We start from the raw sequence: 26,369 nt of genomic DNA on the forward strand, positions 1-26,369 counted from the left end.
CGTCAGATGGCGGCCCGACGTCACTTGCCAATCGCAGGAGACAATATGAAATCATCCATTACCCTTTACGACGCGCTGACATCCATCAGTATGCCTTCAGGTAAAACTAAAGCCGTTGTCGAAGCCTGGGAGAATGAAGTGAAAGATCTCGCCTCCAAATCAGACCTGGGGCAAACCGAACGGCACCTGAAAGCCTCCATTTCAGAATTGGGCGCTGAACTGCGCGTTCTGATAAGGGAGCAAGGTGTAGAGCTCAGGTCATCCGTCAAGGAACAAGGCCTCGAACTGCGCTCGTCAATTACTGCGCTGGAGGCCCAGGGCAAGATTGTTCACTGGCAGTTCGGCATCATCTTCATTTGCATCAGCGTGCCATCGATCAAATTGGGATATGACTTTCTCAACAGGGCTTTACTGGGGGAGTAAAGCCCTGGCCGACCTGGGTGATGACTTCAACTGAACAGCCTGCATCATTATGGGCTGTTCAGTATCCGGCTTGGGCTTGAAGCAGCTTGCGCATGAAAACCCGGGCAAAGCCGTATTGCGTGGCCCTGTGGGTTTCCTGATAACCGAGCTCTTTATAGAGTTCGATGCATACCAGGAATCAGCGTGGATGGCTGATTGCCAAGGATGGAGTTGCCGGCACCCTGGCTGGCAACTCCATGGCATCACCCGTCGATAAACACCTTCAGAGGCGGTTCGTGCATCAGGAAGTTCTGGTGCGAGATATTCCAGGCATAGGCACCCGCCAGGCTAAACACCAGCAGGTCACCAATCGCCAGTTGCGCAACAGGTTGCTGCCTGGCCAGCACATCCTTGGGCGTGCACAACTGGCCTACCAGGGTGACGTCCTGACCGCTTATCTGCGGGGGATTTGTGCCCCGCATAACCGTGAACGGATGGTTATGGTCTTGCGCTGCAGGCGTGCGGAAATGATGAGTGCCGCCTCGACCAATGGCAAAAAACTCGCCGTGGCTGCTTTTGATATCCAGCACCTGCATGACGTAATAGCCGCAGGCTGCGCTGATAAAGCGACCAATTTCGAAGCGGATTCGGGTCGCGCCCATGCCGAACTCATCAACCAGCCCCTTGAGCCCCTGACAAAACCTTGGCCAGTCGAACGACTGCGCCGGGTTCTGGTAGTTGATGCCCATGCCGCCTCCGACATTCAGCACGGGCAGTTGCAGGTCGTGGTCGACACACAACTGGCGGAAAGTCAGGAAGTAGCTGCGTATCAACTCAAGGTGCGCATCGACATCCAGCTGGTGTGACAGCATATGAAAGTGCAGCCCCTTGAGCTCCAGAGACGGCTCTTCGCGCAACAATTGCAGTGCACTTGCCAGCCCCTGCTCGTCCAGCCCGAACGGCGTGGGCTTGCCGCCCATGACCAGCCTGCTCTGCGGTGCCTGCGTCAGCTTGAGGTTCAAGCGCAACATCAGCGCAGCCCTCACGCCACGCTGGCGAGCGATGCGCGCCAGACTGCGAAGCTCGGTCACGCTCTCTACATGAAACGCCGAGATGCTGTACTGCATGGCGATATCCAGTTCACGATCAAGCTTGCCCGGGCCGCCAAAGATCAGTGGCTCGTCGGGGCACTGCTCATGCAGCCAGGCCAGCTCCCCGCCCGAGGCCGCTTCGAAACCGTCTACCCACGGTGCAAGGGTTTTCAACACCCGCGCCTCCGGGTTGGCCTTGGCGGCATAGAACAATTCGCAGTTAACGGGCAGCACGGCGCGCATTGCCTTTATATGCTGTTCAAGGGCAGGCAAGTCGTAGACATAGGCACACAATGGCCCTTCGTGCTCAGCCTTGAGCTGTTCGATACAGCGGGTGACAGCGACAGGAAGAGTCATGCGCACTTACTCTTTGCAATAAACGCCAATGGGCTGGGCAGCTGGGTGTAACCTGCTTCGCGATCGGCGCGCATCATCAGACGGGTCATAAAGTTTTCCTTGCCGGGGAATGGCGCACCGGCGCACAACTCGCGCAGCTGCTGCGGATGGCCGAGAAGCGCGCACTGTTCGTGCAACAGCTCGCCGGTGCGCGCCCACAACTGTTGTTCCAGAGCATCGCTACCATTGGCCAGATGAAAAATCGCCTCGCCCAGATTATTCACCAGCGCACAGTAAGCCACCCGCTGCCAGGCCTTTTGCGCGCTGTAGTACACCGAGTTGCGGGTACGCTCGTCGAGCGCGCTCAAGCGTTCTGCCGGCCAGATTTCAGGAACCAGCTTGGTGCCCTCCAGATCGCGGATCCACACCCGGTTCGGCAAGCCGTCCTGAGCAAAGCCGACAACCGTGTTTTGTAAATGCGGCTCCAGCGCCACCCCCTGACGGAACAGGCAGTGCAGCACGCCGCCGAGCATTTTCGCGGCATAGGCATCCAGCCAGTTGAGCGTGGCCTGCTCAATGCCCAGGCCGGTGATGTCGGCATAACGTCGAACCTGGTGACGACAGACACTGCGACCTTGCAAGTCCCAGGTAAACAGCGCCATTGCCACCTGCGGCTGATACGCCCCGCGATCGGCCATGGACAGGTTTTCCCGGTAAACGATACCGAAGCATTCGGTGACTTCGCGGGCCTGCTCCAGCGTACCCAAAGCACCGAGATCAAGGCTGGAGGCTGCGGGCTCGGGCATCAGCAAAAAGTCCGGTTGCCGGATTGCCAGCTCGCTCATGACCGGCCGGAGCAGATGAGTCAGGGCCACGGCACTGTCCAGCTCATACCAGGCATTCTTGCGTACGCAATTGGTCAGCCGCACATGCATCGAGAACTTCATGAAATAAGCCAGTTGCGGGTGGTAGAGCGTACGCACCGACGAGGTCGGGAACATGGCCTGACCCAGAGGGCCAAGGTATTCGATCAGACCCTGCTGTTGCGCCCGCTGCACCAGCGGATCGGCCAGTATGCGGGCGACTTCCCAGGGGTGACACGGATAGGCGTCGTCGCGCCCCGACAGTTGCTGCAGGGTACTGCGCGGGTCCTCACCCTGATGGCGAAGCAGCGCCGGGTCGATCTTGAACCAGTGCAACTGAAAACACGCCCCGACCTCAGGCGAACAGGCCAGCAAATCGTTATGGGATATACCCTCGCGGCTTTTCGGTGTCGGGTGCAGGGCATGCCCCCAGAGCTGATGCTGCTCGGATGCCAGCAGGCTGTCGGCAGCTTCGTTGGCCGGACGGGAATGACGCAGGAAGGCCCGGGTGATCTGCAGGCTGTTGGCGAACTGTTGCAGCATCTCGCCGACACGCCCGGCACCGCTCAGTGGCGTACACAGAAGGCTGGCCAGTTCCCGGGCCTCCAGTGGCCGCCAGCCCTGCTGGTTGCCCTTGAAATAAGGCGCGCCGATGTAATGACAGCGGCCCAACAGGCTGGCGCTGTCGATGCGCACCACCAAACGGCCGCCCGGCAGGTTGATGCTGATGCAACGAGCGCCGGCCTGACGCAGACTCATCGGCACATCCTGTGCCTGGTAGTTCAGATCGGCTTCGTTGCGCGGCAATGCATATTCGCGCAAATAGCAATTGAGCAGGCACTCGATGGCATGGCGCTGGGCTTCACCATCAAGGGCATGGTCATTCAGGGACAAGGTATTGGGAACGAACGTCATGCCGGAATCTCCCGGGAAGTGATCATTAGAGGGCGCGCCATGACCATGGCGGCCATGGCAGCCAGGCAGGCAACCAGAAAGGGGGATGCAATGCCGCAGGTCTGAGTGACCAGAGCAGCCGTAACACCGGCAGCGGTACCGGCCCATTTGCCGCTGGAGTCAAACCAGCCGAACAGGCGCCCTGCACTGCCTTGCCGGCTGCGCTGACTAAGGCAGCGGTGCAGCCCGACAAAGCTGAGCAGCATGCCCGCGCCACTGAGCAGACGCAGGGCGAACAACGGCTCTGCCTGCACGCTCCAGAATTGCAGCGCATTGCTGATCGCCAGCAGCGCCAGCCCCGGCAACAGGACGTTGCCCTGATACTTGTGGACCCAGGGCAAGGCCAGCAGATAAACCAAATGCGGCAGGCTGTAGAGCACACCGATCAAGGTGTCGTTACCTATCCCCAATTGTTCACCGTATGGCATGAAGTAGGGAAAGGTGACCACCATGGCGAAGCTGAACAGAAACTGCACCGCCAGCAGGCGCGCCATGTCGGCTGGCAGTTGGCCTGGCGGCGGTTTTTGTTTGCTGTCCAGGGCATGCCCGGGCTTGTCGTTGGGCAGTGCCAACACCAGAACAAAAGCCAGCAGCGGCAACCACGCCAGCCAGCTGTAAAGGTTGATGCCCAAGCCCCGGGAGGTCAGCAGCCCCAGCAGGATCGGGCCGCTGATCATTGCCAGCCGTGCCGAATACTGAGTCCAGTTCAGGGCGCGGGACAGCCCGGAGCCCTTGAGCTGGGTCGACAGGTAGGCGTTGGAGGCCGCCATTGCTCCGCCGAAGGTGCCCTGGATAACCAATGCCAGCACGAACACGGTCAGATTGGGGCTCAAGCCTGCCAGCAGAAAACCCGCGAACAACCCGGCATGGGCGCGCAGCAACGACAGACGACAACCGTTGCGATCGGCCCAGCGCCCCCATACTGGCGCGGCCAGGGCGGTGCACAGGGTTGGCAGGACAAACAGCACGCCGATGGCCCATCCCGGCGTGCCGGGCGCGAGGTCGCCCAGGATGCGCGGTAGATAGAGCGGAATCCCCAGCGCCGTAAAGGCCGACAGGTAATGCCCCAACAAGACGCTGGCGATTAAACGGCGCTGCATGGCACCTCCTCCAGCAGGAAATTCGCCGCGCTGTAGCCATAGAACTTGTTGATATCACTGGCACCGGAATGCGCCTTGCTGAACAGGCTGCCGGCGCTGAGCAGGTACTTGACCGGCAACCTTGGGCTGTCGAGCAACCAGCGGCGTGCGTCGTCACAGTTGATGCCTTCGGCTTCGAGTTGCTGCAGACAACCGCTCAAGCCCCGGCGCAGTGTGTCGTACAGGCTGGCTTGAGGCGCCAGCCCCGCTGCCGCAATGGCCTGCAAAATAGCGACGATATTCAGTTGCAGGGTGATGGTGCAGAACATCTCGGCCAAAGGCTGACTGCTGTTGACACGAATGCGCTCATCCTGCAAGGCGGCTGGCAGCCCGGCCAGATCCGCACAAGCTGCAGCGAAACGTTGCGGCCAAAGGCGCGCGGCGTCGTTGTCCTTCATCAACAGGCGCATTGGCCGGCCGTGTTCGAATATCAGCACGGCGTTCTGCTGGTTGGCCTCAAGCGCGATGCCGTATCGCAGCCACAGCCGTAGATGAACCTGCAGTAACAGGTCAAGGTAGTCGTCGAGCCAGTGTTGCAGGGAGCCGGCATAAAAACCCTCGACCAGCTGTTCGAGGAACAGGCGCCCACCCGCAAGAGGGCTGGCCAGTGCAGCCACCGGCACCAGTGTGGTGTGCTCCAGCCCCGCCGGATAGCGGCGCACGATATAGGCCAGATGACGGCTTTGGGCGACATGACCGCCGTGTTGTTCATCTACGTGCAAATAGCGTGATCCCAACTCCGGATCTCGCCTGGCGAGCGCCTGCAAGGTGGTTTCAAACCAGTGGCCGTCGTACAGGGTGGTCGGTTTGATCAGACGCAGATTGCGCGCGCCCAGGGTAGTGACCAGCAACGGTAATTTGATATGCCAATGGGGCTGATCAATGCACACCACCGTACGCACGGACAGCGTCGGCTCAACCTGCATGGCCGTGTGTGGCGCCTTGAGTGCGCCCTCAGGCAAGCCATACTGTTCAAGCACAGCCCAGGTCAACGGATGCACCGGCAGCAGTGAGTGGCTGTTGTGCAAAGTGCCTGGCAAGCCTACCTCCTCGAAACCCGGCCAGTGCGGCGGCTGCACACTGGTGAGGGTCATGGCCTGCTTGGGGATCGCCAGCCAGTTGAGTTCGAAACGCGGTGCAAACTCCGGCGCATAGCGTTCAAGGGCTGCGCCATCGAAGCCGCTTTTGGCCCGTGCAGTCGGGTAGTACGGGTGGTCCAGATAGCTGGCCAGCTGGTCAATCTTCAACAGGCGCTGCGACCAGTGCTGGAGCCCGATCACATCGCCGAGCGCGGCGGCATTGCGTTGACCGGCCTGCTTGCACAGGGTCCGGTGTTGCGTGGCGCAATCGGCCTCTTTCAGATACGCCTCGAACAACCCCAGGCTTTCAGTGTCGAGCCCCTGGCTCAGGTGGCCAAGCCAGAGCGAGTAGCCACGCTGGACCTCAGGCGGGTGCTGTCGCGATACCCGGATCCAGGCATCGCCGGTAACACTCCAATCCTGCAACGGATACGCCTTGACCACTGGCAGCCACAACTCGTCAGCCGCCAGATCGGTGATCCGCAGCCAGATGCCACTGGGTTGATGCGCAAGCAGCTGATGCAACGCCTCGGGCAGCGGACAGATCCGGCCCTGACTGACAACTCCGCGGATATCTTCACGCAGGCAGCAATCGATGATGCGGCGGGTGATGTAGGCCTGATCGGCAGCTTCTGGTTGCAGGTTCATGCCACCACCCATTTCAGGTCGTTGAGGGTCGAATGCAATTGCGCATCCAGGCTCACGTCATCCGGGGCAATCAGGCGCAATACGCCGACGTAGTCCTTGTTGGAGTGGCTGATGGTCACCGTGTCGCCGGGATGTTGCAGCGCCCGGTAATCGCACCAGTGGTCTGCGGATTCGACATTGAAACTGGCACTGGCCTGATCCAGCCGCCCCGAACGCTCGGCCACCAGATAGTGCACGGTTGCCTGGGCCCGAGCCGGTTGTGCGTCGACCAGCGCCTGCCCCAGATGCAGGGCAACGATTCGGTCAAACCAGCCCTGTGGCAGCAGCCGGTCCAGCAAAAACTCGCGGCCGTCACCGATACTGCGATAGTTGATCTCGACCAGCACCGGGCCTTGTGCGGTGAGGATGAATTCGCTGTGACAAACGCCAAAATTGACCCCGAATGCCGCCACTTGCGCCAGCGCCGCGGTACGCTGTGCGCTGCTTAGCGGGCCATTCCAGCGGGCAGCGAGTTCGACAAAATGGGGCGGCGCAGAAAGGCTTACGTCAAAGCCGCCAATGGCTTGCAGGCCACGACCGTCACCGAGGGTCTCAAGGGTGAACAGTGGCCCTTCCAGGTAAGCCTCCAGCAGCAGTGCACGGTCCGGTTGCTGCTCCCAGAACCGTTCACAGTAAGCACTCAGTTCAGCGGCGTTGTGACACAAGCGCACGTCCAGGCTGGCCACCCCTTCACGGGGCTTGGCCACCACTGGCCATGGCGCATCAGCAGGCAACGCGCAGCCCGAGGCAAGCACCTGGAACCACGGCCCGGGCAGACCCAGACGCTGCATGCGCTCACGCATGGCGGCCTTGTTCTTGGCGGCATGGCACAACCGCCAGTTCTTGCCGGGGCACTCGAACGCCTCCGCCACGACTGCTGTCGCGGTTTGCAGGTGATCGCTGTTGGAAAATACGGCAACCGGGCGCAAACCCTGGCCATTGAGGGTTTCGATGACCGCCAGCGGGTTGAATACATCACATTCGATCACCTGCAGCCGGTCCGGCGAAAGAGACGAGCCGGCAAGCAGGCGACGATGTTCCTGAGCATGATCGGTGATCAGCACAATTGGCAGCCCGCGCTGCTGCGCGGCTGGCATAAAGCCCTCGAGAATGGCTGGGTGTGTGACGTGAGCAAGGATGACGAATGGACGTTGCATGGCACTTTCCTGGGGGCAACAGTTGCCCGTCCCGCAGGATGGGCAACTGATTTACAAAAGCGCGTGTGCGCGGTTTAGAAGCGGTAATTGACGCCTAAGGTGAGCGAACGCTCTGGCGCGGGTTGACGACCCCAAGGGCTGGTGTCGATACCTCGGAAATAGTATTCGCGGTTGAACAGGTTACTGATGCCCGCCGAGGCGGTCAGGATGCTCTTGTCGGCCAGCGGGAACTCACGTTCGATAGCCGTGTTCCACACCCAGTAAGAAGGCAGTTCACCCACGCTGGCAGAGGCGTTTTCTTCGCGGGTATTGGCAGCGTCGGTGTAGGCCTTGCTGATGTAAAGACCGTCGAGGTTGTAGGTCCAGTGCTCGGCAAAACGGTAGCGGGCATCCACCATAAACTGGTTTCGCGAGGAGTACGGCACTTCGTTGTCTTTGTAAGTGCCGTTGCGTTGTTTGGCATCGAGGTAGGCATAACCGGCATGCAGGTCCAGATCACGCATGGCCTGCGGGGTCCAGAAAATATCGGTCTCGAAACCCTGATGACGTGTGCTGCCAAGGTTGTCGAAACGGTCGGTGGTAGCGTTGTAGACAATCTGGTCATCAAAGTCGATGCGGTACAGGTTGAAGTCGACACGCATGCCCTCCCACGGGGTGTAACGCACACCGGTCTCGTAGTTCCAGGCCAGCTCGGCACCGACCGCGCCTTCCTTGACGATCTGCGTAACCTGAGGTGGACGCAGGGACTTCTGCGCGTTGGCATAGACATACCAGGCGTCGTTGGCCTGGTAACCCACGGTCAGGCCCGGCAGCCATTCTTCAGACTTGTTCTCGCGCTCGAACCCGGTGATGCCATCGCTGTAGTTCATGCGCGCGTTTTCATAGCGCGCGCCGGGGGTGATGGTCAGGCGATGATCAAGCAGGCTGATGGCGTTGCTGATGTAGAAGGCACGGGCGCTGTCATCGAATTTCCAGTCGCGAAACGGTGCAGTCACACCCGTAGCCAGACTCTGCCGGTTGACCTTGTAACTGATGTCTTCGCTGACATAGCGGGCACCGATTAGCCAGGTCTGGCCGACGGTGTCGCCATCGATGGTGGCGCTGATGCGCGGCTCCGAACCCCAAACCTTGAAGTCACGCGGGCCGTCCTGCTTGGTCACGGCCGTACCGTCCGGAGTGAACGGCAGTCCTACGACGAAATTGCGGTAGCTGTTGTGGGCAAAGTTGGTCCAGCTGAACTCCACCGAATCGAACGGCCCCATGGTGCCAAGACGCTGGGTGTAAGTGCCCCACACACGATCCGTGTCACCCTCGAAGCGGTCCAGCGGGCGCGTTGACTGACGCGGGTCGTCCTTGTAGTCCTTGACGCTGAGGGCTCCGGCCAGGTCCATGTCGGCCTTGTAATGCTGAACGCCGAAACTCAGATCCCGGTCATCATCGATGTTCCATTGGCCGCGCAGGCGGTAGTTCTGCACATCGGTATCAGAGTGTTCGCGCCCGTATTCGCCGCTCAGGGTATTGATGTCCAGTTGCAGCCCGAAGTTGTCGGTCAGGTAGCCGCCGGTGCCCAGATAGGTATCCCACAACTGGCGCCCGCCAGCATTGAACGTGGTTTTCTCCTGCAGGGTGGTTTCCCATTCGCGGGGAATCGGCTTGCTGATGAAGTTGATCACCCCGCCGACGTTGTTTGGACCGTATTGCACCGCTGCGCCCCCGCGCACGATATCAACACGGTCGACCGTGGCCATGGTCATTGGGAACAGCGACAGGCCGGTCTGGCCGTAGGGTGCCAACGCGAGCGGGATGCCGTCCGACAAGGCCTGGATGCGTCCGCTGCGGCTCTCGTACAGGCCGCGCACCGAAATCTGGGGCAGCGCACCGGTACCGGTCTCGTCGAAAATCTTGATGCCCGGAACCCGTTGCAGCGCATCATCCAGGCCACGGGTGCTGGCTTTTTTCAGGTCGCTCGAATCGATGACGCTGCGACTCCCGGCATAGGTACGCACTTCCTGATCGCTGGCGGCACCCAGTACATCGCCCTCAATCGTCATGGGCGCCAGCTCAACGCTATGGCCGGGGGGTTGTTGATCGGCGGCCATGGCAGCCTGGCAAATACCCAGTGTCATGAGGCTCAGTGAAAAGTGTAGGGATATTGTTTTCATTGGACTACGTCGACTCATTATTGCTGTTGGAGAGAATGCAGGCGGGCTTTGAGTGCGTTATGCAGCAAGCCACGGTCTTCACCGGCCAGAAAACTGCGCACGCCGCGGGCGCGCCATAGCGCGTTCTGTTCGACGGTGCGGGGGTTGGCGCAAAAAGCGACGCCGGCGCCAAGACAGGCGTCGGCCATGCCTTGCAGGGTTTGCCAGACCCGAGGATTGAGAGGATCAGGCCCCAGGCCGAGATCGAGGGCCAGGTCCAGGGCGCCTTCCATGATCATGCCGACCCCGTCCAGTTGCAGGATGTCGCCCAGCGCGTCAACACCGGCGCGGCTTTCGATCATGGGAATGATGGGGGTCTGGCGGTTGGCCAGATCGATGTATTCGGGCAGTGGCAGGCGACCGAAGCCGGTGATGCGCCCACCGGTCATGCCGCGCTTGCCCAGGGGCGGAAAAAAGGCCGCCTCAATGGCGCGCTGAACCTGTACGGCGCTTTCGGTGCGTGACAGCACGATGGCTTCGATACCGGCGTCCAGCGCCCTGCCGATCAGTTTCTCGTCCACTTGCGCCATGCGCAGCCAGGGCGAAATACCTGCGGCCTCACATGCCCGAACGCAATGCATGATGTCTTCTTCGGAGCGCAGCAAGTGCTCCAGATCAAGAATTACAAAGTCGTAGCCGGCAAACGCGAGCATCTCGCAAAGCATGGGTGAAGGCAGGGAATTGAGCATGCCGTAAACAACTTTCCCGTCTTGTAGCCGGGAAAAAACCGGAGAAGTTTTTATCACTGACACAGGTCCTTTTAGCGAGGCAGCACTGGTGCCAATAATAATCATTCTCAGATATAGGTAAACGATTTTTATTATCGAATAGCGATATTCGTGACGAACATCTTAAAAAAAACGTTTCAGGTTGTAGGAAAATGGCCATAAGCCATTGTTTTGCTGAGGTCCAGGTCCAGGAGGGAGAATCTGGACCTTGCCAAATTTCAGGCAAAAAAAAGCCGCTATCGCTAGCGGCTTTTTTACTATCTGGCTCCACGACCTGGACTCGAACCAGGGACCCAATGATTAACAGTCATTTGCTCTACCAACTGAGCTATCGCGGAATGGCGTCTATCTTACTGATATAAAAAGAGAAGTCAACACTTTTGCTGACTTCTCCCTGCATTATTCAGATGACCTGAACAATGGCGTCGGTTACCGCCTCAATGTTGCGCTGGTTCAAAGAAGCCACGCAGATTCGGCCGGTATCAAGGGCATAAATACCGAATTCGGTACGCAGACGCGTTACTTGTTCAACGGTCAGACCGGAGTACGAGAACATGCCACGCTGACGTGCAACAAAGCTGAAGTCATGCCCAGGAGCCTTTTTCGACAGCAGCTCAACCATTTGCAGACGCATGCCACGAATGCGCAGACGCATTTCTGCCAGCTCGTCTTCCCACATCGCACGCAGCTCAGGGCTGTTAAGCACGGCTGCAGCAATGGTTGCACCGTGAGTCGGCGGGTTGGAGTAGTTGGTACGGATCACGCGCTTGACCTGGGACAGCACACGGGCGCTCTCTTCCTTCGATTCGGTGATGATCGACAGTGCACCGACACGCTCGCCATACAGAGAAAACGACTTGGAGAACGAGCTGGAAACAAAGAAGCTCAGGCCCGAGCCGGCGAACAGGCGCACTGCAGCTGCGTCTTCGTCGATGCCGTCGCCAAAACCCTGGTAGGCCATGTCCAGGAACGGGATCAGGCCTTTGGCCTTGACCACGTCCAGCACGTTCTGCCAGTCGGCCGGGGTCAGGTCGACACCGGTCGGGTTGTGGCAGCAAGCGTGCAGCACAACAATGGAGCCGGCGGGCAAGGCATTCAGATCTTCGAGCATGCCGGAACGGTTGACGTCATGGCTGGCGGCGTCGTAATAACGGTAGTTCTGCACTGGAAAACCGGCAGCTTCAAACAGTGCACGGTGGTTTTCCCAGCTTGGATCGCTGATCGCGACTACTGCGCCTGGCTGCAGTTGCTTAAGGAAGTCAGCACCGATTTTCAGCGCGCCCGTACCGCCAACGGCTTGAGTGGTGATCACCCGGCCAGCTGCCAGCAACGGCGACTCGGCACCGAACAACAGCTTTTGCACGGCCTGGTCGTAGGCGGCAATACCATCGATCGGCAAATAACCGCGCGACGCGTGCTGGGCAACCCGGATCGTTTCGGCTTCGACAACGGCACGCAAGAGCGGAATTCGTCCCTCTTCGTTGCAGTAAACACCAACCCCCAGGTTCACTTTGCTGGTACGGGTATCGGCGTTGAATGCTTCGTTGAGGCCCAGGATAGGATCGCGTGGTGCCATTTCGACAGCGGAGAACAGGCTCATTATTACGGCGGCTCTGAATGGGGAATGGAGGGGGTGACAACGCTCCAGCCGATTGCACTAGAGCGGTGCACAAACGGGGAGCAAGTATAAGCCCGATCAGGATTCGGGCAACAGCCTATTGCCGGTTTTACCCAAGTATTTGAGTTTATTTTCAGGCCACTGGTCTAATTGCAATCTTTGCCGATATGCCCGTATCAGAGCTGTACCTTGAAACAGTCGGACATGACCTCCATATTTAGCCGTATCCTGTTTTTTCCTGCGGCCTGAGTCGCATGCACTTATAAAGGCTACTGCTTTTATAGAAGCAAACCCTGAGGTCCTTCATGCCCGATTTTCAGCTTGTTACCCGCTTCAAGCCCGCAGGCGATCAACCCGAAGCCATTCGCCAGATGATTGAAGGCATCGAAGCCGGCCTGTCGCACCAGACCCTGCTCGGGGTAACCGGTTCGGGCAAGACGTTCAGCATTGCCAACGTGATCGCCCATGTGAACCGCCCCACCCTGGTGCTGGCGCCCAATAAAACCCTGGCTGCCCAGCTGTACGGCGAGTTCAAGTCATTCTTCCCGAACAACGCGGTGGAGTACTTCGTCTCGTACTATGACTACTACCAGCCCGAAGCGTACGTGCCCTCCTCCGATACCTTTATCGAGAAGGATGCCTCGATCAACGACCATATCGAGCAGATGCGCCTGTCCGCAACCAAGGCCCTGCTGGAGCGCAAGGACGCGATCATCGTTACCACGGTGTCGTGCATTTATGGCCTGGGCAGCCCCGAGACCTATCTGAAGATGGTGTTGCACGTCGACCGTGGCGATAAGCTCGACCAGCGCGAGTTGCTGCGCCGCCTGGCCGATCTGCAATACACCCGCAACGATATGGACTTTGCCCGCGCCACCTTCCGCGTGCGCGGCGATGTGATCGACATCTATCCTGCCGAATCGGATCTGGAGGCGGTGCGCATCGAACTGTTCGATGATGAAGTCGAAAGCATCAGTGCCTTTGACCCGCTGACCGGCGAAGTCATCCGCAAGATGCCGCGCTTTACCTTCTACCCCAAGAGCCACTATGTGACACCGCGCGAAACCCTGCTCGACGCCGTGGAAGGGATCAAGGAAGAACTCAAGGAGCGGCTCGAATACCTGCGGGCCAACAACAAGCTGGTCGAGGCCCAGCGCCTGGAACAGCGCACCCGCTTCGATCTGGAAATGATCATGGAGCTGGGTTACTGCAACGGCATCGAAAACTACTCGCGCTACCTTTCGGGCCGCGAGTCCGGGGCCCCGCCACCGACCCTGTTCGACTACCTGCCGGCCGACGCGCTGCTGGTGATCGACGAGTCTCACGTCAGCGTGCCGCAAGTGGGCGCCATGTACAAAGGCGACCGTTCGCGTAAAGAGACCCTGGTGGAATATGGCTTCCGCCTGCCCTCGGCACTGGACAACCGGCCGATGCGTTTTGACGAATGGGAACGCATCAGCCCGCAGACCATTTTTGTTTCCGCCACCCCTGGCAACTACGAAGCCGAACATTCGGGCCGCGTGGTCGAGCAGGTGGTGCGCCCCACCGGCCTGGTCGATCCGCAGATCGAAGTGCGTCCGGCCCTCACCCAGGTCGACGATTTGCTCTCCGAGATTGCCAAGCGCGTGGCGCTGGAAGAGCGTGTGCTGGTCACCACCCTGACCAAACGCATGTCCGAAGACCTCACCGATTACCTGGCCGACCATGGCGTGCGGGTACGCTATCTGCACTCGGATATCGACACCGTGGAGCGCGTCGAAATCATCCGCGATCTGCGCCTGGGCGTATTTGACGTGCTGGTGGGGATCAACCTGCTGCGTGAAGGGCTGGACATGCCCGAGGTGTCGCTGGTGGCGATCCTGGACGCCGACAAGGAGGGCTTCCTGCGCTCCGAACGCTCGTTGATCCAGACCATTGGCCGGGCGGCGCGTAACCTCAATGGCCGGGCGATTCTGTACGCTGATCGCATCACCGGCTCGATGGAACGCGCCATTGGCGAGACCGAACGCCGGCGCGAGAAACAGATCGCTTTCAACCTCGCCAACGGCATTACGCCCAAAGGCGTGTTCAAGGATGTCGCGGATATCATGGAGGGTGCGGTGGTGCCGGGTTCGCGCAGCAAAAAGCGCAAAGGCATGGCCAAGGCCGCGGAAGAAAACGCCAAGTACGAGAACGAGCTGCGCTCGCCCAGCGAGATCAGCAAGCGCATTCGCCAACTGGAAGAAAAAATGTACGCCCTGGCCCGCGATCTCGAATTCGAGGCGGCAGCGCAAATGCGCGACGAAATCGGCAAACTGCGCGAGCGGTTATTGCAGGTTTAACGCCCCACATTGTCCCTGTGGGAGCGGGCTTGCTCGCGATTGGATCGATGCGGTGTATCAGGTAAACCGCGCCGTTTCTATCGCGAGCAAGCCCGCTCCCACAGGGCAATCTCTCAGACGGCTACCGCCGCTACCGCCTCGACCTCAAACAACATCTCATCCAGCGCCAGGCGCGGCACCGGGATCAAGGTGCAGGCCGGGGCCGGCAGCTCCCCCCATACCCGCTTCACTTCGGCGCCCAAAATCTGCAAGCGCTCCAGGCTGTGATCCACGATCAATACGGTGATCTTGGCCACGTCCTTGATCTGTGCATCGGCCGCTGCCAGGGCGATCTGCAGGTTGGCAAAGGCCTGGCGCACCTGCTCGGCGAAGTCCGTCGACAGCTCACTGTCGGCGTTCTCGCCGCCCTGGCCGGCGGTGTACACCAGCCGCACATTCGCGGCCACACGGGCAACATGGGAGTAACCGTTGGGCGCAGGGTCATACAGCCCGACGGGGTTGAGCAACAGCACTGCGGAGTCAGAATTCTTGTCCATAAAATACGCACCAGTGGCAGTGGGATAAGCAAGCGCGCTATTCAACCACTCTCGCCAAGCCGTACGCCAGCGCCCTCGCGACACAGGCCGCAAATATGCAAGGATGTTACGCCGCAGCGCACCAAAGCCGTTTTCCAAGGATGACCATGACTGCCATCACCACCCAAATGCCCCTTGTGCCGGGGCGCCTCGAACAAATGTCGACCCGCATTGCCTTTTTCATCGCCGGTTTTGGCCTCGCCGCCTGGGCGCCACTGGTGCCCTACGCCAAAGCCCGTGCGGGACTGGACGAGGCCACTTTGGGCTTGTTATTGCTGTGCCTGGGCGCGGGCTCAATCCTGGCGATGCCCATTGCCGGCATCCTCGCCAGCCGTTATGGCTGCCGCCGGGTGCTGGTGGGCGGCACGCTGTTGATCTGCCTCGCGCTGCCACTGCTGGCGACGGTCAGTGCCATACCGCTACTGATCGCCACACTGTTCTTGTTTGGCGCTGGGCTCGGCGCCGTCGACTCCACCGTCAACTTGCAGGCCGTGATCGTCGAGCGTGCCAGCGGGCGCACCATGATGTCGGGTTTTCACGGGCTGTTCAGCGTCGGCGGGATTGCCGGCGCGGCCGGGGTCAGCGCCCTGCTGGCGCTGGGCCTGACGCCGCTGTGGGCAATTGTGGTGGTGATTGCATTGATCCTCGCAGCCCTGCTCAAGGCTGCTCCGCACCTGCTGCCTTATGGCAGCGAAAGCAACGGCCCGGCGTTTGCCGTGCCCCACGGCGTGGTGCTCTTTATCGGCTTGCTGTGCTTTACCGTGTTCCTGGCCGAAGGCGCAATGCTCGACTGGAGCGCCGTATTCCTGACCTCCGAGAAAGGCATTGGCGATGCCTATGCCGGGCTGGGTTATGCCGCGTTTGCCTTGACCATGACCGCGGGCCGACTGATGGGCGATACCATCGTCAAGCGTCTGGGTGCGCGGCTGGTGATTGTCCTGGGTGGGTTGTTTGCCGCCGCGGGCATGGCCCTGGCAACCCTGGCACCGAACTGGGAGTCAGCATTGCTCGGTTATGCGCTGGTGGGCGCAGGGTGTTCGAATATCGTGCCGGTGCTGTACACCGCCGTGGGCAAACAGACCGTAATGCCGGAACATATCGCCGTGCCAGCCATTACCACCCTGGGGTATGCGGGGATTCTGGCAGGGCCTGCGGCCATCGGCTTTATCGCCCATGCCAGCAGCCTGGGCGCGGCCTTTTTGCTGATCACCGCCATGCTGATAGCCGTAGCCATCAGCGGGCGGATTTTGCGGGTTTAGAGCGAGCCCCTCACCCCAGCCCTCTCCCGGCGGTAGAGGGGGCCGATGGGTGGTGTTGCACAAATTTGCTTCTGCTTTTAGTCCCCTCTCCCTCAGGGAGAGGGTCATTTTGGCTTAAAAACCCACACTCGCCTGCACAAAGAACGTACGCGGCTCGCCCAGGTAAATCCCCGCGTTGTTGTCGCTGGAGCGGGTGTAGTACTCCTGGTTGAACAGGTTCTTGATCCCCGCTCCCACTTTCAGGTTTGACGCTTCAGGGCCGAAGTCGTAACCGACTCGGGTGCTCCAGGTCGCATACCCAGGAATATCGCCGTACTGGCCATCCGGGGTCGGATCAGTGATGTACACCCCGCCAGTGCCCGGCGCGTGCTGCTGGGACTGGGCAAACATGTCCAGGTTGTAGGTCCAGCGGTTGACCACGTAACGCGCCCCGAGGTTGACCACCTGGCGCGAATACAGCGGCAGATCACGCCCTTTGAAGTTGGGAATGTCACCCTCGGACGTCGCCTTGGTGTAGGTAAAGCCCGCATTGACCGACAGGCCGTCAAGGCGTGCGTCCAGTGCCGACATATCGTAGTGAACCGAGGTCTCGATACCCTGGTGCCTGGTCGCGCCCAGGTTGGTCCAGCCCACATCGTTGCTCACATATTGCAGCTCGTCGGCAAAGTCGATGTAGAACAGCGTCACTTCACCGCCCCACACACCATTGTCGTAACGCGTACCCAGCTCATAGGTCTTGGCCTTTTCAGGACGCAAACCCGCTGCGGTCGCATCGCCGACACCGCCCTGGCCCAGCTGGAAGTACTGCAGGCTGCCGAACGAGGTCTCGTAGTTGGCAAACAGTTTCCACGCGTCCGACAGGTGATACATCACGCTCAGGGCCGGCAGTGCTTCGCTGCTGTCGATGCTGCGGTTTTTTTCCTGCACTGGTTTGCCGTTATTGCCCAGTACCGGGCGGTCGTGCCAGTTGGTGCTGATCCGCTCAAAGCGGATACCCGGGGTGACCGTCCAGTTACCCACATCGATCTTGTCATCGATATAGAACGCGTTGGCCTCGGTGCCACCTGTGCGATCCTGATACACATGACCGTCTGCCCCGGGCCCCGGCACAGGCACGTTATCGACCAGGTACACCTGGCTGGCCTCTTCATGCATCGCCTCTTTGAGGTAGCGATAGCCCAGCCCCACTTCCTGCGTGACCGGCCCCAAGGTGAACACATGGGACACCCGCGGCTCGATACCGAAGGTGTGGTAACTGCGCGGATACGAAGCCAGGGTTTGCAGATTGCGGGCTGCAATGTTGCTGCCACGGAAGCTGTCGGTGTAATAGGTCAGGACTTCAAACTGGGTCTGGTCGTCGATCTGACGCAGGTACTTGAAGGACACATCCTTGCGTCGCCCGGTAAAGTTGTCGTAGTCACGCAGCGACTGGTACGGGTCAGCGTCAAACTGCTTTTGGGTCAGGCCACCGGGCATGTCCGCGGTGGCGTCGTAGTAGTGGAAATTGAGGGTGAAATCATCCTGGTCGGTGGGTGCCCAGTGGGTCTTGAGCAAGACGTCATCGATATCGTTGTCGTTGTTGCGCGCGCGATAGCCATCACCCTTGACTCCGGAATACAGCAATGCAGCACCGATACCGTTGTCCGCCGTGCCGCCGAGAAATGCCGATTCAATATGTTTCCAGCCACCACGCTCGGAGGTTTCCAGGGTTGTGCCGACCTCGCCCTGGAAGGTCTCGGGGATGGCCCGGGTCACAAAGTTGATCACCCCGCCCACGTTTTGCGGCCCGTAGCGCACCGAGCCGGCACCCCGCACCACGTCGATGCTGTCCAGGTTGCCCGATGAAATCGGTGCCATCGACAATTGTGGCTGGCCGTAGGGTGCAAACGCTGCCGGAATACCGTCAATCAGGACGGTGGAGCGCGGTGACAGACGCGACGTCAAACCCCGCACCCCCACGTTCAGCGAGATATCACTGCCGCCCGTGCCGTTGGACTCCTGCACCTGAACACCCGGGATACGCTTGAGGGCATCACTGACGTTCATCGTGCCCTGCTCGACCATCGCTTCGCGACGCACCACTGTCCGCGCCCCCGGGTGGTTCTGCACCACCGCGTCATTGGCATCGCTCAGCCAGTTGCCGACCACCTTTACATCCACCGGCCCCAGTTCCAGCGGCCCGGACGCTGGCGCAGCAGCACTGACCGTGGGCGCCGCACGCAGGGTTACAGCATCACCGTCAAGCTCGTAGCTCAAGCCACTGTCCTGCAGCAGTCGGGCCAGCGCCTGTTCTGGCGACAGGTTGCCATTCACCGCCGGAGCCTGCTTGCCAGCCACCAGCTGCGGGCTGAAAAACACTTGCAATGCCGTTTGCTGCGCCAGTTGGCTCAGGGCCGAGCCCAGGGGCTGAGATTGAATATGGATCACAGCCGGCGCAGATTCGCCAGCAAAAGCACAGGGCATTGCCGCGCTCACCGCCAGGGCCAACGCCAGCGGTAGCAGGCGCGTCCGGGCGACAGAAGATGGAATGCTCAGGGGTGTTTCAAGCGAGGATAGTCGCCCACGAAGATTGTTGTTTTTCACGTCGAGTCTTGCCCTATGGATCGCACTTGAGTGCAACTGTTAATACAAACCAGTTGCAGTTGATCAAGAAGACGAAGAACTCGAAAAAAACCTGAATCCCCAGCGCAATTATTTTCTGGCAATGATCTCCTGGCTGCCATCTGCGCGGGTTTTGATAGCCACCGGGAGGATCTGCGGCAACGCCTTGAGCAGGGCATCGGTGTCATCGGTTTTGAATACGCTGGAAAGCCGCATTTGCGCCAGCGCTGGGGTGCTGACGTGCAGCGGCTTGTCGCGATAGCGCGAGACCTCGGCGGCCACCTCGCCCAGACTGGCATCTTCAAATACCAGTTGCCCCTTGCGCCAGGCCGTCAGCGCCCCGGTATTAACTGCCTGCGCGGCCGCTACATGGCCCCGGGCATCGACCACGGTACCCAACCCGGCAGTCAGGTTGACCTGTGCATCCGGATTGCCTCCCTGGACCCGCACATGCCCTGATTCCACCGCAACCCGCGTCTGCTCGGCTTCGCGCAGCACATCAAAACGGGTACCGGTCACCGTTACCCTGCCGGCCCCGGCCTGCACCACAAATGGCCGCTCCGGATCATGGGCCACACTGAACATGGCTTCGCCCTGCTCCAGTTCAACATTGCGCTGCTCACGCGCAAAGCTGACGCGCACACGGCTGCGACCATTGAGTTCAATGCTCGAGCCATCAGGCAAATCAAGGGTGCGGTGCTCTCCCAACACCGTGGCAAATTCGGCGTGATAACCCGCCGACGACTGCAGTTGCATCCATACACCCGCCCCCGCCGCCACGGCCACAATACCTGCGGCCAGCCCGCAAGCCAGTAACGAAAGGCGTGTCGGCTTCGCCACCGGCACTTCACACAGCGCCCGCATGCGGGCCCGGGGCAAGAGATCGGCGGCTGACCACAGGCTGGCCAGCCACTGATACTCCGCCTCATGGCTGGCATGCTGCGTACGCCAGGCTTCAAACTCGGCCTGCTCGCACGCACCCAGGGTTTGTGCTTGCACCCGGGTAAACCAGGTGGCCGCCGCATCACGCACGTTGGCGCTGCCACAGGTACAGTCTCGTGTATCCATCCTGCAATCCTTTACCGATGTCATCACGGCGCCTCCACCCGTTCACGCAGATGGCGCAGGGTGCGGATCATATACTTTTCCACCATGTTCCTGGACAGCCCCAGGCGTTCGGCAATCTCGGCCTGGGTCAGGCCTTCGATTTTCTGCCAGACGAAAACCTTGCGACAATTGAGCGGCAGTTCCTGCAAAGCCCTTTCGACCGACTCAGCCAACTGGATAGCGCGCATATACTGCTCCGGATCGCCGGTTTGCGACGAACTTGGGGGAACGGCAGCCAGCTCCTTGGCGTCGCGTAACTCCTGGCGGCGAAAACCGTCTACCGCAATATTGCGTGCAGTCTGATGCAAATAGGCGCGTGGCTGCTCAACCGCATCCGGGTTGGATTCAAGCACGCGGACAAAGGTGTCATGGGCCAGGTCTTGCGCCTGCTGCCGATTGCGCAGGCGCCGGGTCCAGGTGCCGATCAACTCTTCGTAGTGTTCAAAGAAGCCCGTTCTACGGGGCACTTTCTGAGTCATCGCACAGGACTGCACAGGTGGGGCGCGAATAGTAATGCTTCCTATTAGAGCCAGCAATCACCCGGATGACAGAAGGTCTTCGCACTACATTTCGGCCTTGGCCAGCAAACGCCTCTCAACCGCTGTAACACCGCTGAAACCGTAACGCCATGCAGTTGACAGGCCCACCAGCCCCATCAGCGCACAAAACCCCAGGCACACCCAGGGACTCCACGGCATCAGCGCGATCAGCAGCAACGGCGTGGTACTGGCCCAAAGCGCATAGGCGATATTATAGGTAAAGGAAATCCCCGAAACCCGGATCGGGGCCGGGAACAGTCCGACCATCACCGACGGCACCACCCCGACAATCCCGCAGGTCAAGCCGGCGAACGCATAGGCCAGGCCGGGCAAAACCCACTCCCCGACCAGGCTGGCATACAACACGCCAATGCCCAGCGGCAGCAGCAGACTGTACAGTGCGATGCTGCGCCATACGCCGATACGGTCAACGATTAACCCGGCCAGCACACAGCCTATATTCAAAAATACGATACCCAGGCTGCTCAACGCAAAGGTATGGCTGGCAGTCATGCCGAAGCGCTGCTGCATCACGGTCGGCGTGATAACCACAAACACCACAACGGCACTGGTGAGCACGCAGGTCAGCAGCGCTGCCGGCAGCAATGAAGCCCGGTGCTCGCGCAATACTGTGCGCAAGGGGAACTCGGCCCGGCCCTCTTTACGTTCACGCAGGGCCAGAAACACCGGCGTTTCACTGAGCCAACGGCGCAACCACACGCCAATCACGCCGAACACGCCACCGAGCAGGAACGGAAAGCGCCAGGCGTAATCGAGGATTTCTGCCGGGGTAAACAGCTGTGCCAGCAGTGTGGCGGTCAAGGCCCCGATCAAGTAACCAAAAGTCAGCCCGGCCTGCAAAAAACCAAGGGCAAAGCCGCGGCGACCGGCCGGCGCATGTTCGGCCACAAACACCCAGGCACTGGGCACTTCGCCACCGACCGCTGCGCCCTGCAGGATGCGCAGGGCCAGCAGGATCAGCGGGGCGAAGTAACCGATTTCGGCGTAAGTGGGCATAATGCCGATCAGCAGGCAGGGCAGCGCCATCATCAGGATGCTCAGGCTGAATACCCGTTTGCGCCCCAGGTGATCGGCAAAATGCGCCATCAGAATCCCGCCCAGCGGACGCGCCAGATAGCCGGTCACAAAAATCCCGAAGCTTTGCAGCAGACGCAGCCATTCGGGCATGTCCGGGGGAAAAAACAGCTGGCTGAGGGTCAGGGCAAAGAACACGAAAATGATAAAATCGTAGATCTCCAGCGCCCCGCCCAGGGCAGCAAGGCCCAGGGTTCTGTAGTCGGAACGGGAAAAACGCACCGTTGTGGCTTGGGTATCGGCAGACATAAATAGGCTCAATATGAACGGGGCACGCCTATATTGGCGTTTGCGGTCGAAGGCGCGAGCATAGCAAAACCTGTGGGCAATCACTCATTACCTGCGGGAGCTGGCTTGCCTGCGATGCCGGCACTGCGGTTTGCCGGGATAACTTCGTCGATGCGCCCGCTCCCACCAGAATCTGCAAGCAGCTAGCCCTGCCACCCCCCACCCAGCGCCGCAAACACATCCACCAGGGACAACGAGACCTGCGCAGTGCTGTCCACCAGCGCCGCTTCGTTGGCCAGCAACGCGTTTTGCACCGTGAGTACGTTGAGAAAGTCCACCGTACCCTGGGCATATTGCTGGTGCACGCTGTCCAGCGCCCGCTGGCTATGCATCACCGCCTGCTGCAGGCTGTCGCGCCGGCGCTGGCTGGCCTGATACGCCACCAGCGTATCGTCCACCTCATGCCAGGCGCGCAATACGGTTTGCTGGTAGGCAATGCCCGCCTCCTGCTGGCGCCCTTCCTGCAACTGCAAGGCCCCCTGCAAACGCCCGCCCTCGAACACCGGTACGCTCAAGCCCGGGCCGAATGCAAAATTGCGCGAGCCCCAACTGCCCAGATCCGACAGCTGCGTGGCTTGAAAACCGATACTGCCGGACAGGGTAATCCGCGGATAGAAGTCCGCCTCGGCCATGCCGATCGCTGCAGTGGCTGCATGCAATCGGGCCTCGGCACGACGAATATCGGGCCGCCGTTGCGCCAATTCGCTGGGCAGACCGATCGGCACATCGGCGCCATAGGCCGGCACCCCTGCCGCTGCGCTCAATTGCGCCTGCAAGGCTCTTGGCTCGCGGGCCAGCAGCAAGCCGAGAGCATTGATCAACTGTGCACTGCGTTGCTGCAAGGGGGCCTGACGTGCTTCGATCTCGGCCACTTGGGCGCCAGCTTCAGACACCTGCAAATCCGTAGCCACGCCCTCCCGCAGCTGCAACCGGGTCAGTTCCAGGCTGCGGCGGGCGATTTGCAGGTTTTGCTCCACCACGGCCAATGCCTGCTGAGTGCCGCGCAACTGAATATAGTGCTGCGCGGTCTGCACGATCACCAACAGTTGCACCGCGTTGCGGTCCTGCACCGCCACTTGTACCGAGGCATCAGCCGCTTCCACCGAACGCTTGACCCGGCCCCAGAGGTCAGCCTCCCAACTGAACCCAAGGCCACCATTCCACAGGTTGAAAGCCTGCTTGCCACTGTGCCCGGAAGGGTCACTCAAACCTTTCTGGCTGTTACGGCTCCGACTGTAAGCCGCCGTTGCACCGACCTCGGGCAAGGTGTCGGCGTTGATCTGACGGCGGATAGCCAGGCTTTGTTGCAAGCGGCTTGCAGCCAGTTGCACATCAAAGTTGCGCTGCTGCGCCTCGCGCACCAGCGCCGACAATTGCCTGTCGCCGAAACGGTCCCACCAGTGCAGGTCCACCGCTGTTTGCAGCGCATGGTTGTGCCCTGCCTCAGTGGGTACCGACGCCCAGTTCGCAGGCAACTTGGGCACGGGAGCCTTGAAGTCCGGGCCGACCACGCAACCACTCAGGCTCAGTACGCTGTAACAGGCCACAGCCAGGGCCACTGCAGTTTTGTTCATCGAGTGCTGACCTGCTGATCGTGAGCCATTGCCGTGTCGATGGAGGCATCCACCGACATCCCCAGGCGCAATTGGCTGGCCAGTAACTGCCCGTGATCCAGAGTGACTTTCACCGCAATACGTTGCGCCACTTTGGTGAAGTTGCCCGTGGCGTTATCCGGGGCAATCGCCGAGAACGTCACCCCCGTGGCCGGGGCGATGCTGTCCACGGTGCCTTGCAGGGTCTGCCCCGGAAAACTGTCGACCTTGATCGTCACACGCTGCCCTGCCTGCATGTTGGTGAGCTGGTGCTCGAGAAAGTTGGCCACCACATAGGCGTCGGCCAGCGGCACCACCGCCAGCACGGTGTCGCCGGGTTTGACGTAAGCGCCAAGGCGCACACTGCGACGCCCCACCACACCGTCAAACGGTGCCAGCAGTTGTGTATGCGACAAGTCCAGATCGGCCCGTGCCAGTAAGGCCTCGGCATACTGCACCGAGGCTTGCGCGGCCGTAGCCCGGGCGGCCAGTACCCGGGTTTGCTGGCGAGCAGCTTCCAGTGCAGCCTTGTGCTGTGCCAACTCGGCACGCGCGGTGAGCGAACGGTTTTTCGCCTGCTGGGAGTTCTGCAGCGTGCCTGCGCCCTGCCCGGCCAGATGCTGATAACGCTGCAACTCATGCTCGGCAAATTCGACCTGCGCCAGATCCGCATCGACCGTGGCCTTGGCCTGCTCGATCAACGAACGCTGGCGTTCCAGCATCGCCAGGGCATTGACCCGTTGTGCCTGTGCCGTCGCCACGCTGGCTTGCGCAGCCTGCACGGCAGCGCGGTAGTCCTGCGGATCGATCCGCGCCAGCAACTGACCGGCCTTGACCGGCTGGTTATCCTGCACCAGCACCTCGTCGATAAACCCCGCCACTTTTGGCGCAATCAAGGTGTAATCGGCGCTGACAAAGGCATCATTGGTGTTCTGCACGGTGCCCGTGGCAAAGACCAACCGCCACAACCCGTACAGCACGATCACTGCCAACGCGACTGCGCCGACCAGAACCCAGGGCTTGCGCCCGTTTGTTGTACTCATTTCACAACTCCAGCAGCTGTGCCCGGCGCGTAGATCCGCGTGGGGCCAAAAGGAATTAACACAATCAGAAAAAGCGCCAGGACGGCCATGTACAGATAAAGATCAGAACTGGTCAGCACCACGGCCTGCTGGTGAACCCGACGCGCCAGGTCTGTGCCGGAATTGACCAGCGGCGAGTTGCCCAGCCGATCGAGCAACATGGTTGAGTGGTAGTGCTCGCGATTGAGCGTCAGCACCCCCAGCACACTGCTTGCTGCCACCGCCGAAAACCCTTTGACGGTATTGAACCAGGCCGATGCAAACGGGCCATCCGCCGGGTTCAGGCCGCCGGTGGCGAGCATCAGCAGAGGAATCACTGCCATGGGCTGGGCGATGATCTGTATCGCCTGCAAGCCGTAAAAATTTTCCCGGTTCCACACCGAGGTAACTTGCGAACCGATGCCGCAGGCCAGCGCCAGCAACCCCAGACCAATGGCCAGCACCCAGCGACAATCGACCCAGCGCAGATTGCACAACGCAACGACCAGTGGCAGCGCAATCAATTGCGGCAAGGCCACCAGCAACATCACCGGCGCGGTTTCGAGGGGGCGATAGCCCTGCACCTGAGCGAGGTAACTGGACGGAATCTTGATCACTGCCAGCAACACAAACAACACCCCGCCCAGCGTCAACAATGCATGGGCAAGATTGCGGATTTTCAGCAGTTGCAGCTTGAAAAACGGCAGCGGATGGGACCACTCATTGATAAAGAACAGCACCATCAGGGCCGTGCCGGCGACGATAAAAAAACGGATCATCGGCGACTCGAACCAGTTCAGGCGCTGACCCAGCTCCAGCGCCAGTACCAGCATGATCAACCCCGGCAAACCCAGGAGCAGGCCGCGCCAGTCAAACTGCTTGAAACGCTCCAGACGCAACGGGTCTTGCGGCAAGCCCCAGGCCACGCAGGCCATCGACAACAGGCCCAGGGGGATGATTTGCCAGAACGCCCATTGCCACCCGGCGTACTCCACCCACCAGGCCGATAACGGCGTGCAGAAGCTGGGCCCGAAAGTGGCCGTCAGCGCATAACTGCCCAGGCCATACAGGCGAATGCCCGGCGGCAGGAAGCGCAACGCCACTGACATCAACATCGGCGGCAAGGCCCCACCGGCAAAGCCTTGCAAGGTGCGCAGCAGCATCAGCGCATCAACATTCGGGGCCAGAGGGCAAAGAATGCCCAACAGTAAAAAGGCGCCGATGGCACACAGGGTAAAACGGCGCAGGGAAAAGGTGGCTGCACACCACGGCGCAAAGGCCATGGCACTGATGGACGTGGCCGAATACACCGCCAGCAGCCAGGTGCTTTCGTCATAACCGATACCCATCGCCCCGCGGATATCGGGCATGGCCACCTTGGTGACATTTTCGTTGAGCCCCGACACCAGCACGGCGAGCAAAACGCCCAGCAGACCGGTAAAAATCCGCAGGCCAAACGCCGCACTGCGGGCCGGGGCCGGGGTGGGAGCCACGGCACCCGCAACCAGCGCCGTCACAGCGCAGCTCCAGGCGCCAGACTGCGCCCATGGTCAAACCGCCAATACATGGCTGACTCCGTCGTCTTGATAGATGACAGAAAGTTTAATCAGCCGGCATAGCTATAAAAATTGATAAATAACTAACTGTGGAGTGCGTCAGACGCAACCATTGTAATG

19 protein-coding genes, 1 tRNA gene and 1 pseudogene are annotated in these 26,369 nt (G+C 60.4%); 3 read left to right on the plus strand and 18 right to left on the minus strand.

The annotated features are described in order from the left end of the window. Window positions 1-45: 45 nt before the first annotated feature. A complete protein-coding gene (locus EQV96_RS02660; RefSeq protein ID WP_095000458.1) occupies window positions 46-423 on the plus strand; it encodes a DUF1640 domain-containing protein in 378 nt (125 codons plus the stop codon). A gap of 58 nt (window positions 424-481) precedes the next feature. Here the strand turns inward: EQV96_RS02660 and EQV96_RS02665 are convergent. From EQV96_RS02665 to EQV96_RS02710, 10 genes and pseudogenes are all read right to left on the minus strand, one after another. After that, a pseudogene (locus EQV96_RS02665) lies at window positions 482-589 on the minus strand (GNAT family N-acetyltransferase); the annotation flags it as partial. A gap of 76 nt (window positions 590-665) precedes the next feature. Then, complete coding sequence (locus EQV96_RS02670; RefSeq protein ID WP_240881225.1) at window positions 666-1,850, minus strand: type III PLP-dependent enzyme; 1,185 nt, start codon at window positions 1,848-1,850, stop codon at window positions 666-668. After that, window positions 1,847-3,607, minus strand: a complete 1,761-nt coding sequence (locus EQV96_RS02675; RefSeq protein WP_240881226.1) for an IucA/IucC family protein — start codon at window positions 3,605-3,607, stop codon at window positions 1,847-1,849. The genes EQV96_RS02670 and EQV96_RS02675 overlap by 4 nt, the downstream gene beginning before the upstream one ends. Then, on the minus strand, window positions 3,604-4,746 hold the full coding sequence (locus tag EQV96_RS02680; protein ID WP_095020058.1) for an MFS transporter: 1,143 nt from the start codon (window positions 4,744-4,746) through the stop codon (window positions 3,604-3,606). Before EQV96_RS02680 ends, EQV96_RS02675 begins: the two co-directional genes overlap by 4 nt. Next, complete coding sequence (locus EQV96_RS02685) at window positions 4,731-6,512, minus strand: IucA/IucC family protein (RefSeq protein ID WP_095023599.1); 1,782 nt, start codon at window positions 6,510-6,512, stop codon at window positions 4,731-4,733. The genes EQV96_RS02680 and EQV96_RS02685 overlap by 16 nt, the downstream gene beginning before the upstream one ends. After that, a complete protein-coding gene (locus EQV96_RS02690) occupies window positions 6,509-7,708 on the minus strand; it encodes a siderophore biosynthesis protein PvsA (RefSeq protein WP_240881227.1) in 1,200 nt (399 codons plus the stop codon). Before EQV96_RS02690 ends, EQV96_RS02685 begins: the two co-directional genes overlap by 4 nt. A gap of 74 nt (window positions 7,709-7,782) precedes the next feature. Continuing rightward, window positions 7,783-9,870: a TonB-dependent siderophore receptor gene (locus tag EQV96_RS02695; protein ID WP_169917016.1), complete on the minus strand. Its 2,088-nt coding sequence runs from the start codon at window positions 9,868-9,870 to the stop codon at window positions 7,783-7,785. A 17-nt stretch (window positions 9,871-9,887) separates the two neighbouring features. Then, the gene (locus EQV96_RS02700) at window positions 9,888-10,598 is read right to left on the minus strand and encodes an aldolase/citrate lyase family protein (protein WP_095018072.1); all 711 of its coding nucleotides are present in this window, start codon (window positions 10,596-10,598) and stop codon (window positions 9,888-9,890) included. Window positions 10,599-10,899: 301 nt separating this feature from the next. Continuing rightward, a tRNA-Asn gene (locus tag EQV96_RS02705) sits at window positions 10,900-10,975 on the minus strand. A 65-nt stretch (window positions 10,976-11,040) separates the two neighbouring features. Continuing rightward, window positions 11,041-12,237: an amino acid aminotransferase gene (locus EQV96_RS02710; RefSeq protein WP_095023547.1), complete on the minus strand. Its 1,197-nt coding sequence runs from the start codon at window positions 12,235-12,237 to the stop codon at window positions 11,041-11,043. Between the two features lie 323 nt (window positions 12,238-12,560). On the opposite strand from EQV96_RS02710, the gene uvrB reads away from it, so the two are divergent. Then, window positions 12,561-14,576, plus strand: a complete 2,016-nt coding sequence (gene uvrB / locus EQV96_RS02715) for an excinuclease ABC subunit UvrB (protein WP_095000466.1) — start codon at window positions 12,561-12,563, stop codon at window positions 14,574-14,576. Between the two features lie 113 nt (window positions 14,577-14,689). Here uvrB and EQV96_RS02720 read toward each other — a convergent pair whose 3' ends face one another. Next, complete coding sequence (locus tag EQV96_RS02720; RefSeq protein ID WP_095024768.1) at window positions 14,690-15,112, minus strand: RidA family protein; 423 nt, start codon at window positions 15,110-15,112, stop codon at window positions 14,690-14,692. Between the two features lie 146 nt (window positions 15,113-15,258). Between EQV96_RS02720 and EQV96_RS02725 the strand changes: the two genes are divergently transcribed. Beyond that, window positions 15,259-16,410: an MFS transporter gene (locus tag EQV96_RS02725; RefSeq protein WP_095000468.1), complete on the plus strand. Its 1,152-nt coding sequence runs from the start codon at window positions 15,259-15,261 to the stop codon at window positions 16,408-16,410. A gap of 114 nt (window positions 16,411-16,524) precedes the next feature. Here EQV96_RS02725 and EQV96_RS02730 read toward each other — a convergent pair whose 3' ends face one another. The 7 genes from EQV96_RS02730 to EQV96_RS02760 form a co-directional block, all read right to left on the minus strand. After that, window positions 16,525-18,873 (minus strand): TonB-dependent siderophore receptor, encoded by a 2,349-nt coding sequence (locus tag EQV96_RS02730; RefSeq protein WP_240881228.1) that lies wholly within the window; start codon window positions 18,871-18,873, stop codon window positions 16,525-16,527. A gap of 228 nt (window positions 18,874-19,101) precedes the next feature. Then, window positions 19,102-20,079: a FecR family protein gene (locus EQV96_RS02735; RefSeq protein ID WP_095018074.1), complete on the minus strand. Its 978-nt coding sequence runs from the start codon at window positions 20,077-20,079 to the stop codon at window positions 19,102-19,104. Window positions 20,080-20,102: 23 nt separating this feature from the next. Continuing rightward, window positions 20,103-20,597, minus strand: a complete 495-nt coding sequence (locus EQV96_RS02740; protein ID WP_095000470.1) for a sigma-70 family RNA polymerase sigma factor — start codon at window positions 20,595-20,597, stop codon at window positions 20,103-20,105. A gap of 84 nt (window positions 20,598-20,681) precedes the next feature. Beyond that, the gene (locus tag EQV96_RS02745; RefSeq protein WP_095018075.1) at window positions 20,682-22,001 is read right to left on the minus strand and encodes an MFS transporter; all 1,320 of its coding nucleotides are present in this window, start codon (window positions 21,999-22,001) and stop codon (window positions 20,682-20,684) included. Window positions 22,002-22,183: 182 nt separating this feature from the next. Further along, a complete protein-coding gene (locus EQV96_RS02750; RefSeq protein ID WP_095000472.1) occupies window positions 22,184-23,614 on the minus strand; it encodes an efflux transporter outer membrane subunit in 1,431 nt (476 codons plus the stop codon). Beyond that, window positions 23,611-24,675 (minus strand): HlyD family secretion protein, encoded by a 1,065-nt coding sequence (locus tag EQV96_RS02755; RefSeq protein ID WP_095000473.1) that lies wholly within the window; start codon window positions 24,673-24,675, stop codon window positions 23,611-23,613. Before EQV96_RS02755 ends, EQV96_RS02750 begins: the two co-directional genes overlap by 4 nt. Continuing rightward, a complete protein-coding gene (locus tag EQV96_RS02760) occupies window positions 24,672-26,210 on the minus strand; it encodes an MFS transporter (protein ID WP_240881229.1) in 1,539 nt (512 codons plus the stop codon). The genes EQV96_RS02755 and EQV96_RS02760 overlap by 4 nt, the downstream gene beginning before the upstream one ends. Between the last annotated feature and the right edge of the window lie 159 nt (window positions 26,211-26,369).

The organism is Pseudomonas sp. TMW22080, from assembly GCF_022496745.1.
Lineage (GTDB): Bacteria > Pseudomonadota > Gammaproteobacteria > Pseudomonadales > Pseudomonadaceae > Aquipseudomonas > Aquipseudomonas bubulae.